The 15,103-nt window shown below is 45.8% G+C and carries 15 protein-coding genes; 10 read left to right on the top strand and 5 right to left on the bottom strand.

Annotated features, from left to right (window positions below):
• Positions 1-11: 11 nt before the first annotated feature.
• From BUC05_RS14845 to BUC05_RS14825, 5 genes are read left to right on the top strand one after another with little or no spacing between them, the layout of a single operon-like run.
• Positions 12-431: a transcriptional regulator GutM gene (locus tag BUC05_RS14845; protein WP_011248079.1), complete on the top strand. Its 420-nt coding sequence runs from the start codon at positions 12-14 to the stop codon at positions 429-431.
• Positions 432-446: 15 nt separating this feature from the next.
• On the top strand, positions 447-962 hold the full coding sequence (gene srlA / locus BUC05_RS14840) for a PTS glucitol/sorbitol transporter subunit IIC (protein ID WP_011248078.1): 516 nt from the start codon (positions 447-449) through the stop codon (positions 960-962).
• Between the two features lie 16 nt (positions 963-978).
• Positions 979-1,992 (top strand): PTS glucitol/sorbitol transporter subunit IIB, encoded by a 1,014-nt coding sequence (srlE, locus tag BUC05_RS14835; RefSeq protein WP_035202927.1) that lies wholly within the window; start codon positions 979-981, stop codon positions 1,990-1,992.
• Positions 1,993-2,004: 12 nt separating this feature from the next.
• Positions 2,005-2,361 (top strand): PTS glucitol/sorbitol transporter subunit IIA, encoded by a 357-nt coding sequence (locus BUC05_RS14830; RefSeq protein ID WP_011248076.1) that lies wholly within the window; start codon positions 2,005-2,007, stop codon positions 2,359-2,361.
• A 53-nt stretch (positions 2,362-2,414) separates the two neighbouring features.
• Positions 2,415-3,353 (top strand): sugar-binding transcriptional regulator, encoded by a 939-nt coding sequence (locus tag BUC05_RS14825; RefSeq protein ID WP_011248075.1) that lies wholly within the window; start codon positions 2,415-2,417, stop codon positions 3,351-3,353.
• Positions 3,354-3,465: 112 nt separating this feature from the next.
• Here the strand turns inward: BUC05_RS14825 and BUC05_RS14820 are convergent, their stop codons facing one another.
• Complete coding sequence (locus tag BUC05_RS14820) at positions 3,466-4,356, bottom strand: CPBP family intramembrane glutamic endopeptidase (RefSeq protein WP_073305200.1); 891 nt, start codon at positions 4,354-4,356, stop codon at positions 3,466-3,468.
• A gap of 138 nt (positions 4,357-4,494) precedes the next feature.
• On the opposite strand from BUC05_RS14820, the gene BUC05_RS14815 reads away from it, so the two are divergent.
• Both BUC05_RS14815 and BUC05_RS21945 read left to right on the top strand, forming a co-directional pair.
• On the top strand, positions 4,495-6,924 hold the full coding sequence (locus BUC05_RS14815; RefSeq protein WP_073305198.1) for a heavy metal translocating P-type ATPase: 2,430 nt from the start codon (positions 4,495-4,497) through the stop codon (positions 6,922-6,924).
• Positions 6,921-7,049, top strand: coding sequence for a hypothetical protein (locus BUC05_RS21945; protein ID WP_257006172.1), 129 nt, complete (start codon positions 6,921-6,923; stop codon positions 7,047-7,049). Before BUC05_RS14815 ends, BUC05_RS21945 begins: the two co-directional genes overlap by 4 nt.
• A 61-nt stretch (positions 7,050-7,110) precedes the next feature.
• Here the strand turns inward: BUC05_RS21945 and BUC05_RS14810 are convergent, their stop codons facing one another.
• The 4 genes from BUC05_RS14810 to BUC05_RS14795 all read right to left on the bottom strand — a co-directional run bounded on the left by BUC05_RS14810 (position 7,111) and on the right by BUC05_RS14795 (position 11,631).
• Positions 7,111-9,012, bottom strand: coding sequence for an FtsX-like permease family protein (locus tag BUC05_RS14810; protein ID WP_011248072.1), 1,902 nt, complete (start codon positions 9,010-9,012; stop codon positions 7,111-7,113).
• Positions 8,987-9,766 (bottom strand): ABC transporter ATP-binding protein, encoded by a 780-nt coding sequence (locus tag BUC05_RS14805; RefSeq protein WP_011248071.1) that lies wholly within the window; start codon positions 9,764-9,766, stop codon positions 8,987-8,989. The genes BUC05_RS14810 and BUC05_RS14805 overlap by 26 nt, the downstream gene beginning before the upstream one ends.
• A 105-nt stretch (positions 9,767-9,871) precedes the next feature.
• Positions 9,872-10,924 carry a sensor histidine kinase gene (locus BUC05_RS14800; RefSeq protein ID WP_011248070.1) on the bottom strand — a complete coding sequence of 351 codons (1,053 nt, stop codon included), beginning with the start codon at positions 10,922-10,924 and terminating at the stop codon, positions 9,872-9,874.
• Positions 10,921-11,631, bottom strand: coding sequence for a response regulator transcription factor (locus BUC05_RS14795; RefSeq protein ID WP_011248069.1), 711 nt, complete (start codon positions 11,629-11,631; stop codon positions 10,921-10,923). Before BUC05_RS14795 ends, BUC05_RS14800 begins: the two co-directional genes overlap by 4 nt.
• Positions 11,632-11,875: 244 nt before the next feature.
• Between BUC05_RS14795 and BUC05_RS14790 the strand changes: the two genes are divergently transcribed.
• The 3 genes from BUC05_RS14790 to BUC05_RS14780 all read left to right on the top strand — a co-directional run bounded on the left by BUC05_RS14790 (position 11,876) and on the right by BUC05_RS14780 (position 14,993).
• Positions 11,876-12,178 carry a hypothetical protein gene (locus tag BUC05_RS14790; RefSeq protein WP_035202924.1) on the top strand — a complete coding sequence of 101 codons (303 nt, stop codon included), beginning with the start codon at positions 11,876-11,878 and terminating at the stop codon, positions 12,176-12,178.
• Positions 12,179-12,397: 219 nt separating this feature from the next.
• The gene (locus BUC05_RS14785; RefSeq protein WP_142237578.1) at positions 12,398-13,246 is read left to right on the top strand and encodes an ROK family protein; all 849 of its coding nucleotides are present in this window, start codon (positions 12,398-12,400) and stop codon (positions 13,244-13,246) included.
• Positions 13,197-14,993 (top strand): M20/M25/M40 family metallo-hydrolase, encoded by a 1,797-nt coding sequence (locus BUC05_RS14780; RefSeq protein WP_035202923.1) that lies wholly within the window; start codon positions 13,197-13,199, stop codon positions 14,991-14,993. The genes BUC05_RS14785 and BUC05_RS14780 overlap by 50 nt, the downstream gene beginning before the upstream one ends.
• Positions 14,994-15,103 lie beyond the last annotated feature (110 nt).

Raw genomic sequence — 15,103 nt, 5'->3', positions numbered from 1 at the left:
AGAAGGTGGATATGAAGCTTGTACTAATTGCTTGCTGTCTGTTGCTCATTCAATCAGCGTTGACTGCAATCCAAGTTCGCTATTACCAAAAATCGATGAAAGCACTAGTTGGAAAATATAAAGGGGAAAAGGGGTACCACCTTTTCTCAGGACAATCCCGCCGTCGAATCGGGCCTGGTTCTATCGTTCTCTTAGTAGTAGATGAGTCTTACATCATCCAAGAGTGCCAGTGTATGCGAGGGGTAAGCATTCTGTCTACGTTTAAAGAGATGGAAGAATACGAAGGAATGCACTTGGGCGAGCTGTTGGACAGGCTTCACACTTCAGAAAAAAAACGCAAGTCTCCTGCATTGCAAACGGCCTTACAGGCGGCTGGCGAGCAAGCACTCACAGCGATTTCAAAGACGAGGAGAACGACCTCGATTTCTTAAAAAGGAGTGAAAAAGATGGACTGGATTGAATGGTTCGGCGAGCACTTTATCGGCATGTTTAATGCAGGTGGAGAACAATTCATGAATCTCCTTACTGGCATTGTCCCAACGCTAGTCGTTTTACTAACTTTCACTTACGCACTCATTAAATTTATCGGGGAGGAACGGGTCACGAAAGCGATTCGTTTCACTTCAAAATATGCACTACTACGTTACACCCTTATGCCAATTCTATCGATTCTATTGCTTACCAATCCAATGGCTTACACGTTTGGGCGTTTTGTCGAAGAGCGCCAAAAACCTGCTTTCTTTGATTCGCTCGTGTCATTTTTGCATCCGGTTACAGCCTTATTTCCATACGCAAACGCTGGGGAGCTGTTTGTCTATCTCGGCATAGCGAATGGATTGACACAAGCAGGGTACTCGACGTCAGAGTTAGCAGTGCGGTTTTTCCTGGTCGGTATTCTGGTTATGCTGATCAGAGGGTTACTGACGGAGCAAATCACAAAATACCTGATGAAGAGAATGTGACAGGAGGGGAAACGGCATGGCATATAAAGCCGTATTTATCAGCAAAGGCTCAGGCGGGTGGGGGACTGGCCTCCGCATTGAACCGAAAGGGAAAAAGACGAAAGTCGTGTCAATCACAGGCGGGGGAATTCACCCTGTCGCCCAACGCATTGCTGAATTGACTGGGGCAGAAGCAGTCGATGGCTTCAAAAATTCAGTCCCAGAAGATGAAATGATGTGTGTCGTGATTGACTGCGGCGGAACCGCTAGAATTGGACTATACCCAATGAAACGAATTCCTACAGTTGATATTCTCGCTTCTTCTCCATCAGGCCCATTGGCAAAACATATCAAAGAAGACATTTTCGTCTCTGGTGTTACACCGAAAGAAGTGTCTTTGGCAGAAGCAACAGAGGAGAAGCACGATTTAGCCCCTGCAGAGGAAGAGAATCGTTTCAATCCAGCAAATAAAGAAGAATTTAAGGAAGAGTACGAAAAAGTCAAAAATGAGCATCGTTCCCAAAATGATAACTGGCTCATGCGTTTTTCAAAGGGGATCGGAAAAGTCACTGGTGTATTTTATCAGGCCGGACGTGATTCAATTGACATGCTTATTAAAAATATCATCCCGTTCATGGCTTTTGTAAGCATGTTGATTGGCATTATCAATTACACGGGTATCGGTGATTTGATTGCCAATACGATGTCGCCGCTTGCTAGCTCGATTTGGGGCTTAATCATCATTGTGATGATCTGCACGCTGCCGTTTTTATCGCCAGTGCTAGGTCCAGGGGCGGTCATTGCCCAGGTAATCGGTGTCTTGATCGGTAGCCAAATTGCGCTTGGGAATATTCCGCCGCAATTTGCGTTACCAGCCTTATTTGCGATTAATGGCCAAGTGGGAGCTGATTTCGTACCAGTTGGGTTATCATTAGGAGAAGCGAAGCCGGAAACAGTGCAGTATGGCGTGCCTGCCGTCCTGTATAGCCGCTTGATTACAGGCGTGTTGGCTGTTGTCATTGCCTACGTAGCTAGTTTTGGCATGTATTAAGGAGGAAAAAGAATGTATCAAACAATCGTAAAAGAAATTGGACAGATGGCCCCCTCTTTTGCAGACGACAAAATCGTCATTCTTTTTGGGATGGAAGCGCCAGCAGAACTTAAGGAAATTTCATTCCTCCACCAAGTAGACGGGGAATTTGAAGACAACCCCATTAAAGAAGGCGGTACACTCGTTATTGATGAACAGGAATTTGTAATCGAAAAAGTCGGTTCGGCTGCAAATGAAAATTTACGGACATTGGGCCACATCTCGATTTACTTTACAGAACCGCAAGAAGAAGTATTGCCTGGTGCCGTGTTTGCCAGTCCGCATACATTTCCTGTTATAGAAAAGGGTAGCAAAATCACATTTAAGTAGTACAATAATAGTTGGAAATCTTGTAATGTAAAACCACAGGATAGGGTGGTCAAATGTCACTTTTGGGAGATCGAAGACTTTTAGTAAAAATCGCCCAAATGTATTACGAGGAAGGGGCGACACAATCGGAAATTGCCCAGGCCATCGGTGTAAGTCGGCCGCTTATTTCAAAGTATTTAGCGAAAGCAAGGGAGTTGGGTGTGGTAGAGATTATTATTCATGATCACGACACACATCCATTTACCGGATTGGAATCGAAAGTAGAGAAACGCTATGGATTACGGGAAGTTGTTTGTGTAGAATCCAACGAAAATGATGCTTCTAAAGCGCGGATGGGACAAGCAGCAAGCCATTATTTGTTGCGGATGATTCGCGATGGCCAAACAATTGGCATGAGCTCTGGGACGACTTTGTATGAAGTGGCGATGGCATTGTCATCTAGCCAGCACTTTCCAAACGTGCAATTCATCCCTCTCGTCGGTGGAATGGGCCATGAAAGAGTCGACATTCATGCCAACCAAATTGTTGCCAAGCTGGCTGATGTCCTTAAAGCGAAGTGCAAGTTGTTGCATGCTCCCGTACTAGTCGATTCAAAGGAAGCAAAGGAGATCATAGTCAATCAGTCTTCGATTAGAGAGATTTTTGAGATTGGCGCAAAAGCGGATATTGCCATGGTCGGCATAGGGGGAACACCAGAGCACTCGACAATGGTGAAGTCTTATCTCCAGCAGACAAAAGGCGTAATCGAGTATGAGAACATCGTAGGCGATATTTGTTACAATTTTATCGGAGAAGACGGTTGTACGATTGATAATGATTGGAATGCCAGAGTCATTTCGATGGATTTAGACCATGTAAAACAAATTCCTCTTGTGATTGGTGTAGCAAGTGGGAAGGAAAAGGTCAAAGCGATTAAAGCCGCACTTCGTGCAAAGTTAATACACGTGCTTATAACGGATGATCTGACTGCACGAATGCTATTGGATCATTAAAACGGATGAAGGCTGTTGAGAAATGAATTTCAACAGCCTTTTTTCTTTTTTGTCGATGTTCAGCTAGCTACTGTGAGATGGAACAGAAACATGTCTGCTTTGGCCATCAGATTTAGCGAGAAACGCTGTCCGCAAACGATTGGTTAATCGTTTTACGGGTACAAAAGTAAAGAACGAGGTTGATACACCCTAAAACGATAAAGCCAGCAACGCCGGTAATCCCGTTGATTAGTTCTGGGTTTCCGCCTGCGACAAGAATGAGTCCAATTCCAGCTGTCGCATTCATGACACCATGAAAGAAAGCGGCGGGGTAGATCGTTTTTGCTTTTATCGTTATAAAACACAAAAGCGGGGACAATAGCATACAAAAAACCGTCATCATCAAAATCCCCAATAAAGGCGTACTTGGGTAATTGTGTCCAGCCAGTGTTAATGGAGCATGCCATGGCCCCCACAGCAAGCCAATCGCAAAAGACGCTTTCCAAAAGCCAAGGCTTTTTAATTCAGTCAACAACAAGCCGCGCCAAGCTGTTTCTTCGCCAAAAGCAAAGAGTGCATTGAGTGTGATACCGGCAAGCACGGCATTAATGGCCATCATCCATAGTGGATGAAATGGCAACGCTTCAAAAGCAGCTTCAGTGGCATTCCTCGTGGACTCATCCATTGCGGCATAATAGGCTTCCATCGTTAAGGAAAGGCTCGTTCCTGGGAAAACGAGTGCGACTAAAAGTGTTGCCGAAACGAGGAAGAATGGCAAAAAGGCGGCGAGAACCCACCAAAGAGAAAAGCGCCCTTTTAATAGCAAAGCAGGTGCAAGTGGTTGTTTGAAGATGGCTTTTTGCGTTATCACGGCACTGACAAACGGGAAGAGCATATAAACCATCGCAAATAATTGAAAAACTAGAGGGTTTTTATAGGCACCGCTCAGCAAAAATACCGCCCCTGTCCCAAAGCTGATTCCAAAAAGAATACAAATAAACACAATCAGTTTCTTTTTATTCATGACTTTCACGTCCTTGTTTTTTTCTGTCTATATGATGTACGTATAGAAGAAAGAAAAGATTCATTTCTCTTGATATACCCCTATAGGGTATGTTATCGTTTAGACAGATACTTCATTTTAGCCGAGAAGGTGAAATAGATGAGTGAGAAAAAAGCAGCGATTTCGATTACCGGAATGACGTGTGCCGCCTGTGCAACGAGAATTGAAAAAGGACTCAACAAGATCGAAGGCGTCTCACAGGCGACAGTTAATTTAGCGAATGAGAAAGCAACCATTACCTATGACAGCAACAAAACCGAGCGGAGCGCCTTTACCGAGAAAATCGACAAGCTTGGCTACGGCGTTCGTCTTGAAAAAGCGGTTTTCAATGTAAAAGGGATGACGTGTGCTGCTTGTGCAACGAGAATTGAAAAACGGCTCAAAAAAATGCCCGGTGTCAAAGAGGCAAACGTCAACTTAGCGATAGAACGGGCAACGGTTGTTTACAATGAGGCAGAAACAAACGAACAGGAAATGATTCGCGTTGTTGACAAGCTTGGCTACCAACTTGAGCGCGAAGCGGCTAGTTCAGGAAACACTAAAGAAGAAGAAAGCCAAAAGCGTTTCGGATTGTTTCTTTTTTCAGCGATCTTGTCCTTGCCACTTCTTTGGACGATGGTGACCCATTTCGAATTTACATCGTTTTTATATGTGCCTGATATGTTCATGAATCCGTGGGTGCAATTAGCGCTGGCGACACCCGTACAACTAATTGTCGGAGCCCCCTTTTATAAAGGTGCGTACAAGGCGTTGGCAAATAAAAGCGCCAATATGGACGTCCTTGTTGCCCTTGGAACGTCGGTCGCCTACGTTTACAGCATTTTTCTTGGTTGGGAATGGTACCAGAATGGGCAAGTTGGCATGCCTGAATTGTACTTTGAAGCAGCCGCTGTCATTCTTACATTAATTGTGCTAGGCAAATGGTTTGAAGCAAGAGCCAAAGGAAGAACAAGCAAAGCGATTTCTACTTTATTAGGATTGCAGGCGAAAACGGCTCGAGTGATCCGTAATGGCAATGAAGTCGAGTTGCCGATTGAAGAAGTAAAGGCAGGCGATGAACTCATCATTCGCCCGGGAGAAAAAATTCCCGTCGACGGCTACGTAAAAAGCGGAACCTCTTCCGTCGATGAATCGATGATTACAGGAGAAGCGCTCCCAGTCAGCAAGAAAGCAGACGATTCGCTAATCGGAGCAACGCTGAACAAGCAAGGGTCGCTGCGAATGATTGCCACAAAAGTCGGCAAAGATACAGCCCTTGCGCAAATTGTCAAAGTGGTCGAAGAGGCGCAAGGGTCGAAAGCGGATATTCAACGTATCGCCGATAGGGTGTCTGGCGTTTTTGTCCCTGTTGTCGTTCTCCTAGCGGCAGCTACTTTTCTGATTTGGTATACACTCATTGATCCAGGCAATATTCGCGCAGCGATTGTTCCTTTTATCACGATTTTAGTGATTGCCTGCCCATGTGCGCTAGGTTTGGCGACGCCGACTTCGATCATGGCTGGATCCGGCCGAGCGGCTGAACTAGGGCTGTTGTTTAGAGGCGGCGAACATTTGGAAAATACACGATCCATTACAACGGTTGTCCTCGACAAAACGGGCACGGTGACGAAAGGGACGCCGCAATTAACGGACATTGTGCCTGCAGAAGGAATAGACGAGAATGAGCTACTTGCTATCGTGGCAAGTGCTGAATTTGAATCGGAACATCCATTAGCGAATGCCATTGTGCAAGGTGCTGCTGATCGTGCCATATCCTTAAGGGAGGCTGAGGCGTTTGAAGCATTAACGGGCTATGGCATACGCGCAAAAGTAGACGGTGTTGTTATTCATATTGGCACACGAAAGTTGATGGAACAGGCAACAATCGAATACGCTATATTAGAAGAGCGCATGGAAGAATTAGAGCAGCAAGGGAAAACAGCGATGTTGGTAAGCATCGGTACAGACATTGCTGGATTGGTTGCAGTAGCCGATACAGTGAAGGAAACCTCTAAGGAAGCGGTGGAACGCCTCCACGAACTTGGGCTTGAAGTGATTATGCTCACTGGTGATAATGAGCGAACGGCAAAAGCAATTGCAGCCGAAGTTGGGATCAACCATGTGATAGCTGGTGTGTTGCCAGAGGAAAAAAGCAATGAAGTGAAACGTCTCCAAGAAGACGGCAAACGAGTAGCAATGGTGGGCGACGGCATTAACGATGCCCCTGCTCTTGCAGTAGCGGATGTAGGAATGGCGATGGGAACGGGCGCTGATGTAGCAATTGAAACAGCCGATGTCACGCTCATGCGTGGCGATGTAAACAGTGTCGCTGATGCGTTTCTCATGAGCAAAAAAACGATGCGCAACATTAAACAAAATTTGTTTTTTGCCTTTTTCTACAATTCGGCGGCAATACCAATTGCAGCAGCTGGACTCCTCGCCCCATGGGTAGCAGGAGCAGCGATGGCCTTTTCTTCTGTCTCCGTTGTCGCAAATGCCCTGCGGTTGCAACGAATCCGTATGCCACAGAGAGGAGCTGCCAGTCAATGACGACTAAACGCTGGATACTAGCAGCTGTATGCTACTTGATCCTTGTAGTAGGAGGCTACGGTTTGCTAACTGGAACCAATCCGTTCGAAAGCACGGACGTTCATGAGAGCGAGCATCACGAGTGATAAATTCAATGAGCAAAGCTCAAGCCCCTGGCCATTCGCCAGGGGCTTGTTGTGCAAGTTTTTAGTTGAGAGCGGCACGGAAGTAAAGCAGTCTCGTGATCAAAAAGTAAATCAATTGCAAGGCAGCATAAATGGAAATGACCAAGATCGCGTTTAGTACGAGATTGACATCGAGCATGTTGCTGAGCATCACATAGGCAAAGCTGGCATGGACGCTGCCGACAAGCACAGGTACAAAGAAAAGGAAACCCATTTGTTTATCCAAGATCCTGCGCTTTTCTTTGTCTGTTAAGCCAATCCGGCTTAAGGCAAACAATTGTTTTTTCGTATCGGCCAAATCGGTAAACAATTTCAAATAGAGCATGCTTCCTTGGACAATGAAGAATAGCAAGCTGACAAACAAGCCAATAAACAGAACTAAGGAGTACATTTGCAGCAGCATATGGTATTGATATGGCTTAGCTTGCAATATATAACCATGTTCTCCTGTTGCTTCCATAATTGCCTCGGATACGTCCGTTTCATTTTGCCAATCGTCGAGTTCATAGGCAATGAAACGTTCGGTTTGAATGCCGGGGGCCTGCTCCGCTTTGGCAAACGCTTCGTCTGAAAGGATAAAGGTGCTATTGCTACTAAACAGAACCTCATTGTGTACTTCAAGATCCGTAAAGGTTTGCTCAGACTCGCCAAACGTAATTGTCAGTTCATCAAATTGAGCGGGGGCAAATAGATCTTCTTGACTAAAAGCAATAATGTCATTGCCTGCTAATGAAACAGGTTCTAAACCGATGTCTTCGCTGAGACGGTTAAAGGTGCTTTCCGAGATGACTGAACCAGACAATACCGTCTCCTCGTTCAAATAGCTCGGCGTGCCTGTAAACTCAACGTCAAGCATTTGCTCATCAATTTTAAACAGGACTTCAGAGCCGTATTCTGCCAGCAATGATTCAACCTTTTCGGTCGTAATAATATCGGCCTCATCGTCCGTTTCTTCAACCGTCCAGAAAATCGAGTACGGCATATTCCCCATTCCTTCGTTGAGGATCGCATTAAAAAACATATAAACGGTTCCCGAGGCTGTCAGGACGACGGCGCTAATGACAGATGTCAAAAACAACATGCGTGCGTAATCTTTTAAGCGAAACAAAATGTTTGTCCGCGTAATTAAAGTCGTGCCTGAGTATAAAGAGCGTTTGTTGCGGTAAAGGCGATTGTAAAGCGCTACTGTGCCTTGGGTAAAGAGAAAATAAGTGCCGACTACAACAAGCCCTAATACTGGAAACATGGTTAGCATGACGGTCATCATGTTGGTGGTGACAGCTAGCCCATAGCCAGCTGCAAGGCAAATCACCGTAAGCACGGTGAGCCAAATGGATGTCTTTGGCATCATCTTTGGCTTGCTTGCTTCTTTCAGCATTTGAATCACTTCTTGGTTGCGAAGTTTCCAAAATGAAAGGAGCGAGAGAACCTGGAATAATAAGAAAAAGCCAACGCCTGTTACAAGATAAGCTACAGGCACGAACTTGAACGTAATCGGCGCGTCGACAGCAAGCAACATGGTCATGAACATCAAAAATAATTTCGAGAAAAGCGTGCCAAGCAGAAGTCCGCAGATGATGGCAACAATCGAGATAATCGTTTGCTCATAATAGACAAGAGAGCGCAACTGGCTTCTATTCATGCCAAAAAGCGTTAAAAGCCCAAATTCCTGTGAGCGAACTTGCAAAAAGACATTGTTCGAATAGGCGATAAAAAAGATCGAAAATAAGACAATGATTACTTGTGCTGCCACCATGCCGTTTTTGACGACCTGGTGCATGCTTTCCTCGGCGACGTCTGGGTGAAAAATAAACTGAGCATAGATAAAAAAGATCATGACGGTGAACACGCAACTTAGAAAATAAGCAGCATAGCGTTGGGCGTGGCCAGTAATGTTTCTACGGGCGAGTGTGCGTAGATTCATGGAAATCGCCCCCTAAAACGCTAAGCGTGTCTAAGATGTTTTGGTAAAATGTTTGTTGGCGGTCACCTTTGCGAATTTCGGAGAAAAAGGCGCCATCTTTGATAAAAATGATCCTGTCGCAATAGCTGGCCGCTGTAGGGTCGTGTGTAACCATTAAAATGGTCGCATCCCGTTCTTTATTCATTGCCGTAAGCGTATCGAGCACTTGCCTTGCTGCTTTTGAGTCAAGGTTTCCTGTCGGCTCGTCGGCTAACACCATTGCCGGTTGGTGGATAAAGGCCCGTGCACATGCCGTACGTTGTTTCTGGCCTCCTGAAATTTCAGACGTACGCTTATCCAAAATGGAAGCAATGCTAAGCAATTCTGCAATATTGGCAAGGCGTTTTTCCATTTCTTTGTATGGCACTTTGTCCAATGCCAATGGGAGCAAAATATTTTCACGAACCGTTAAAGTGTCGAGCAAGTTAAAATCCTGGAACACAAAGCCGAGTTCTTTGCGGCGAAAAAGTGCTAATTTGTTGTTTGACAGCGTTGCCGGATTGGTGCCGTTAATGATGATTTCGCCCGCTGTCGGTTTGTCAATCGTTGCTAACATATTGAGCAAAGTCGTTTTTCCGCTGCCAGACGGACCCATGACACCAACAAATTCGCCTTTATCTACTTGAAGTTGGAAAGGGAGCAATGCCTTATAGGCGAGCCCTTCCTTTTTCGGATAATAGGTTTTCGTTAAATTTTTGACTTGAAGAATGGACATCGTGCGTTCCTCCTATCACAACGTTTGTGTAATCAGTATAGAAAAGAACGACTGCGTTTCCCATTGAATCAGCTTTCAAAATTCTATGTTTAGCTTACATTTTTGTCATGTTTGATGAAGTGTCTTTGAAGAAAAAACAAGTGTAGCCGTCGTGCCTTTGCCAGGATCAGAATGTAAATAGAGCCTGTGGCCGAGCTCCCGGGCGATCGTTTGCGCCAAATAGAGTCCCATTCCTGTAGACTCTTGGTAGCGTCTGCCATTTTCGCCAGTGAAAAACGGGTCAAACACACGGGGCAAATCTTTTGCTGGGATGCCTACACCTGAATCGGCTATTGAAAATTCAAGTTGATGATGCTGTTTTTTAAATGAAAAACGGATGCGTGCTTGTTGCTTTTGCGGTGAATATTTTAAGGCGTTATGCAAAAGTTGGGCGATGACAACGCGCAGCCACTTGCTGTCGCTAGCGACGGGTTCAGCTTCCTCAGCATCAAGTTCTGGAAAAATGCCACGACGAATGAACTGGCGCTTTTCCTCATTAATGAGCTCCCGAGCAATTGCTGCAGGATCGACGAGCTCCGCCTTTAAGTCGAGAGAAAAGTGGTCGAGCCGAGCAAGGTGGAGCATCAGTTCAAGACCATGGCGGAAGCGGTCATTTTCGGCACTTATGTCGTCAAGCCATTCTTTGTCAGTTAGTGTTTGTTTTCCCTCTTGAATGAGCAAAGATATGACGGAAACAGGCGTTTTCATATGGTGAACCCACTGATTAATAAACATTTGGTGCCGCTTTTGCGCTTGTTCAAGCCTCTCCACTTCTCGTTGAATGTCCTCTTGTGCTCGCTTATGAAGACGAAGCCATGCTTGCGCTTCACGAGAAGGAGGATTGGCGGCCTCCAATTCATAGCTTGAATCAAGAGCTATCGTTTTTTGATGAGCGAGCCGATGCAATTTCTTTAAATACGTTTTTTGGTGGAGATAATCGACCGCCAGCCATACAATTAAGAAAAAGCTAGTCAACAACAACAAATAAAAGGCAATTGGCGCGTTGATCTGTTCATTGCTTATATGCATATACAACGATGCCGCCAAGATGAGCAACCCTGTGTTCATGTAAAAAAACAAAATCATCGCTAGACGGTCTTTTAAAAACGTACGAATCATGAGGATCGCCCACCCCAATTGACGTCCAGCCGATATCCTTGCCCGCGGATCGTTTGGATCGCATTAGTGATGCCAAGTTCTTGCAGGCGCTTTCGCAGTCGTGTCACATTTACAGATAACGTATTGTCATCGACAAAATCAACTTCATCCCACAGCGTTTCCAAGAGCTCGTCCCGACTAACAATCACATTTGGCGATTCCGCTAAACGTTGGAACAATAAAAACTCTTTCTTCGTTAATTCCAATTTGGCATCGTTATAGACGAGTTCATTTCGGTCAGGGTAAAAATAAAGGTTGTCTAGTTCTCTTACCGTTTGCTGGATGTCACGGGCATGGGCGTACTCCCCGTAGGATCGGCGCAAGGCGCTTTTTACTTTAGCCAGTAGCACTTCTAAATGAAATGGTTTCGTAATGTAATCATCGCCGCCATTCTCAATCGCCATCACTTGGTTCATGTCGTCAGTCCGGGCAGAGATAAACAACACCGGCGCATTGGAAACAGTACGGATTTGCCTACACCAATAAAAGCCATCATAAAGGGGCAAATTAATATCGAGTAAGACAAGATCAGGCTGAATCGCCACAAATTCCTGTTTGATCGTTTCGAAATTCTCCGCCCATGTAACTCGATAGCCGTACCGTTCTAAATGGTCAGCCATAATCCGGCGAATTTGCTGGTCATCCTCGACTATATAAATATGGTACATATAAACCATCCTTTTCTTACACTTTTCACTCTCTAGCATAGCATGTCCACCTGCAAAAGGGGGCAATCATCTGTAGGTGTTTAAAATCTAGGAAACCGAGAATCATAAAGTCGCGAAAAACGTGATAAGGGTTCTTAGCGTCGAGCCAATAGCCATGGATGAACCCATCCGTGTGGAAAGAAGTCGTTTGTCCTCCTTTTTCAATTGACGTGTGGCTGGTACACTGTAAGTGGAGGTAGGATAAATGATGAACTCAGTTGCAGAAACACTCATTAGCCAGATCCAAGCACAGGGGAAGGAATTTATTAGCGAGTGGCAGTTTGAAGGCTACATTCCGATGGACGAAGGCGTGCTTTTGTATGTAAAAACCCGTCAAGGCCAGCCGGTTGTCATTAGCCTCAAACAAGAGAGTGAAGACCGCTATCATGTGGAAATGGTGCGAAATAATGATAAGTTTGACCGCATCGTTCTAGGCGGCGACTACGACGTGCCGGAATCTGAGTTGGCTATGCGTATTGATATGTTGCTTGGCGCTGCGAAACATTAAAAGCAGCGCCTTTTTCGTTTCTACTGTATGGATTGGGTAGCATCGGTTCGTTTCACTTGCGTCTTTTGTTAGGGGAAAGCACCGTTCGTTTTTCTGAGATGCAATCTTTTCACTGCGAGTCTGGCAAGGGAATGGTATACTAACAGAAAAAGCTCTAGTGCAGGGGGAACGAAAGTGGAACAAGTACGATATGGTGGTTTAGAAGCAGGGGGAACAAAAATGGTGTGTGGCGTCGCCAACGAAAAAGGCGAGTGGTTGGCGAAGCTGACGATTCCTACCAAACATCCACAAGAAACAATGCCGGAGATTATCGCGTTTTTTGAAGAACAACAAATTGATAGTTTAGGGATTGGCAGTTTTGGGCCACTTGATCTTGTAAAAGGATCTTCTACATACGGCTCATTGGCAAGTACGCCTAAAAAAGGATGGCCAGGTTATTCGCTTCTTGGTGCTTTTGCTCATTTGAACATCCCTATCTCAATTACAACTGATGTAAATGGAGCTGCGCTTGCTGAAGCGGCAGTCGGTGCTGCCAAAGGGCTCGACAGTTGCGTCTATATTACAGTCGGTACTGGTATTGGCGCTGGCGCAGTCGTAAATGGGACGATTTTGGAAGGGCTTAGCCATCCAGAAATGGGGCATATCCCTGTTGTGCGCCATAAAGATGACCGCTATGAAGGCAATTGCCCGTACCACGGTGATTGTCTTGAGGGGCTTGCTGCGGGTCCCGCTATTCAAGGACGATGGGGCAAAGCCGGTGTAGAGCTTGCCGAAGTGAGCGAAGTATGGGAAATGGAAGCATACTATTTAGCCCAAGCAATCGCTACCTACACATACGTACTGTCGCCAAAGCGAGTTATTTTAGGAGGAGGCGTCATGAAACAACGCCACTTGTATCCGCTAATTCGCCAAGCGTTGGCTACGCAAATCAATGGCTATGTAAAAATAGGCGATCTTGAGGAATATGTGGTGCCTCCAGGACTCGGCGATGACGCGGGCCTTACAGGAGCTGTTTTACTTGCTAAGCAAGCATTGGTACAAAAGGGGCTTAAGTCGACAAACCTATAGCCAAGCAAGGCAAATCGACAGAGAAAAACGCTTAGCGGAAGACCGCTTTGCGTTTTTTCTACAAACTAAAATAGAGGAAGCGGGGATGGCGATGTCAGAACGGTACCCACATGCAAAGCGTGTCTATCAATTGACGCTGGAGCTAATGAAGCAGCCTAGCATTTCTGGAACGACACAAGAACGGGAAATGGCTGACCGCATTGTTGCGGTGCTAGAGCGGATTCCTTATTTTCAAGCCTACCCGCAGCACATTAAACGCGTTCCTTTAAGAGGCGACTCTCTTGGCCGGGAGGCGGTTGTCGCGCTATTGGCGAAAGCGCCTACGACAAAAAAAGCGACGATGTTGTTAAGCCATTTTGACGTTGTTGGCGTCGATGATTTTGGGATGTATAAAGAGGATGCGTTTACCCCTGATTTGTTAAGAGAAAAGCTTTTGGCCGAGCAAGAGGGCTATCTTGACAAGGACGCCCGCCATGATTTGGAATCTGGCCATTACTTGTTTGGGCGCGGCAGTATGGACATGAAGGCAGGACTTGCGATGCAGCTGTCCGTTTTGCAAGATATCGCTGATGATAAAGACGCTAAAGCCAATGTGTGCCTTGTCGCCGTGCCCGATGAAGAAAAGCTGTCGATGGGCATGTTTGCCGCTATCCATGAATTGAGAGCGATGCAGGAAGACGGCTGGAACTTCCACGCATGCATTTGTTCGGAGCCGAATTTTTCTGCTTATCCGAATGATTGGAACAAATACATTTATACGGGATCAACAGGAAAGCTGCTCCCCTTCATTTACTGTATCGGCAAGGAAACGCATGTTGGCCAACCGTTGGAAGGCATTAACGCTGCTGTCATGGCTGCCCAACTCGCCGTTGAAATGGAATGGTCAGAGCGTTTTTCGAATCAAGTCGATGGGGAAGTTTCTCCGTCGCCAACATGTTTGCGCATTCGAGACCTAAAGGAAACGTACGATGTGCAAACGCCAAACGAATCTTATTTATTTTACAATGTGTTGACGCTAGACTCAGGGCCCCAGGAAGTTATGGAGCGCGTAAAAGAGGCTTGCAACCTGGCTAGCACGCTCATTTATGAACGTCTTCTCCGCCATCGCCAAGCATTTGGCGATGAATCACTGACAGCACTAGTGAAACAGCCGCAAGTCTATACGTTAACTGATCTTTATCAGCTCGGAGTCCAAAAGTATGGAAAAGATGCATTTAAGGACGTTTACGAAGAAGCGTTATCAGAAAGTGTAGCGGAAAAGGCTGATTATACGACACAAACACTTGCCTTTGCACGGCGAATGTCAGCCCATTTTTTAGACAGGGCGCCTTTTTATCTTTTGTTGCTTGCTCCGCCTTATTATCCACATGTGCGCCTAGACCAGAAACAAGATCAACGTTTGTTGGCACTTGTAGATGAGCTTAAGCAAATTTGCGCCGATCAGTTTGGCGAGCGCCTTGTGCAAAAAACTTTTTTCCCAGGCCTCTCTGATGTAAGTTATTGCCGGGTAACGAAAGAGGCAGCTGCTCCAGATACAGGCTTGAAAGAACATATGCCATTATACGAACGAAGTTATCACATTCCTTTAAGGGAAATCGCTGGGCTTGATATTCCAACAATAAACTTAGGGCCTTTTGGCAAAGACGCCCATAAGCGGACTGAACGGTTAGAATTGACATACTCAACGGAAGTCGCCCCAGCGTTGCTCCTTCACGCTGTGAAGCGGCTAGCGGAGCAAACAGAATAGCAAAAAAGAGCGATGTCCTCTGTTAAAGAGGGACACGAGAGGGCGCCACTTATTCAGGCGCCTTTTACAGGCTGTAGGAAGGAAGTAGAAGAACCCGGCTATTTGTCGTA

It is taken from the genome of Shouchella rhizosphaerae (assembly GCF_900142675.1).
In the GTDB taxonomy this organism is placed as follows: domain Bacteria; phylum Bacillota; class Bacilli; order Bacillales; family Bacillaceae_D; genus Shouchella; species Shouchella rhizosphaerae.
The sequence above is the reverse complement of the archived record's forward strand: the minus strand, read 5'-3'. Positions and strand labels throughout refer to the sequence as shown.

Coding starts and splice junctions, on each gene's coding strand:
- BUC05_RS14815 (WP_073305198.1), top strand. CDS start 4,495: ATGAGTGAGAAAAAAGCAGCGATTTCGATTACCGGAATGACGTGTGCC.
- BUC05_RS14830 (WP_011248076.1), top strand. CDS start 2,005: ATGTATCAAACAATCGTAAAAGAAATTGGACAGATGGCCCCCTCTTTT.
- BUC05_RS14800 (WP_011248070.1), bottom strand. CDS start 10,924: ATGATTCGTACGTTTTTAAAAGACCGTCTAGCGATGATTTTGTTTTTT.
- BUC05_RS14845 (WP_011248079.1), top strand. CDS start 12: ATGAAGCTTGTACTAATTGCTTGCTGTCTGTTGCTCATTCAATCAGCG.
- BUC05_RS14785 (WP_142237578.1), top strand. CDS start 12,398: ATGGTGTGTGGCGTCGCCAACGAAAAAGGCGAGTGGTTGGCGAAGCTG.
- BUC05_RS14825 (WP_011248075.1), top strand. CDS start 2,415: ATGTCACTTTTGGGAGATCGAAGACTTTTAGTAAAAATCGCCCAAATG.
- BUC05_RS14810 (WP_011248072.1), bottom strand. CDS start 9,012: ATGAATCTACGCACACTCGCCCGTAGAAACATTACTGGCCACGCCCAA.
- BUC05_RS14790 (WP_035202924.1), top strand. CDS start 11,876: ATGATGAACTCAGTTGCAGAAACACTCATTAGCCAGATCCAAGCACAG.
- BUC05_RS14795 (WP_011248069.1), bottom strand. CDS start 11,631: ATGTACCATATTTATATAGTCGAGGATGACCAGCAAATTCGCCGGATT.
- BUC05_RS21945 (WP_257006172.1), top strand. CDS start 6,921: ATGACGACTAAACGCTGGATACTAGCAGCTGTATGCTACTTGATCCTT.
- BUC05_RS14820 (WP_073305200.1), bottom strand. CDS start 4,356: ATGAATAAAAAGAAACTGATTGTGTTTATTTGTATTCTTTTTGGAATC.
- srlE (WP_035202927.1), top strand. CDS start 979: ATGGCATATAAAGCCGTATTTATCAGCAAAGGCTCAGGCGGGTGGGGG.
- srlA (WP_011248078.1), top strand. CDS start 447: ATGGACTGGATTGAATGGTTCGGCGAGCACTTTATCGGCATGTTTAAT.
- BUC05_RS14805 (WP_011248071.1), bottom strand. CDS start 9,766: ATGTCCATTCTTCAAGTCAAAAATTTAACGAAAACCTATTATCCGAAA.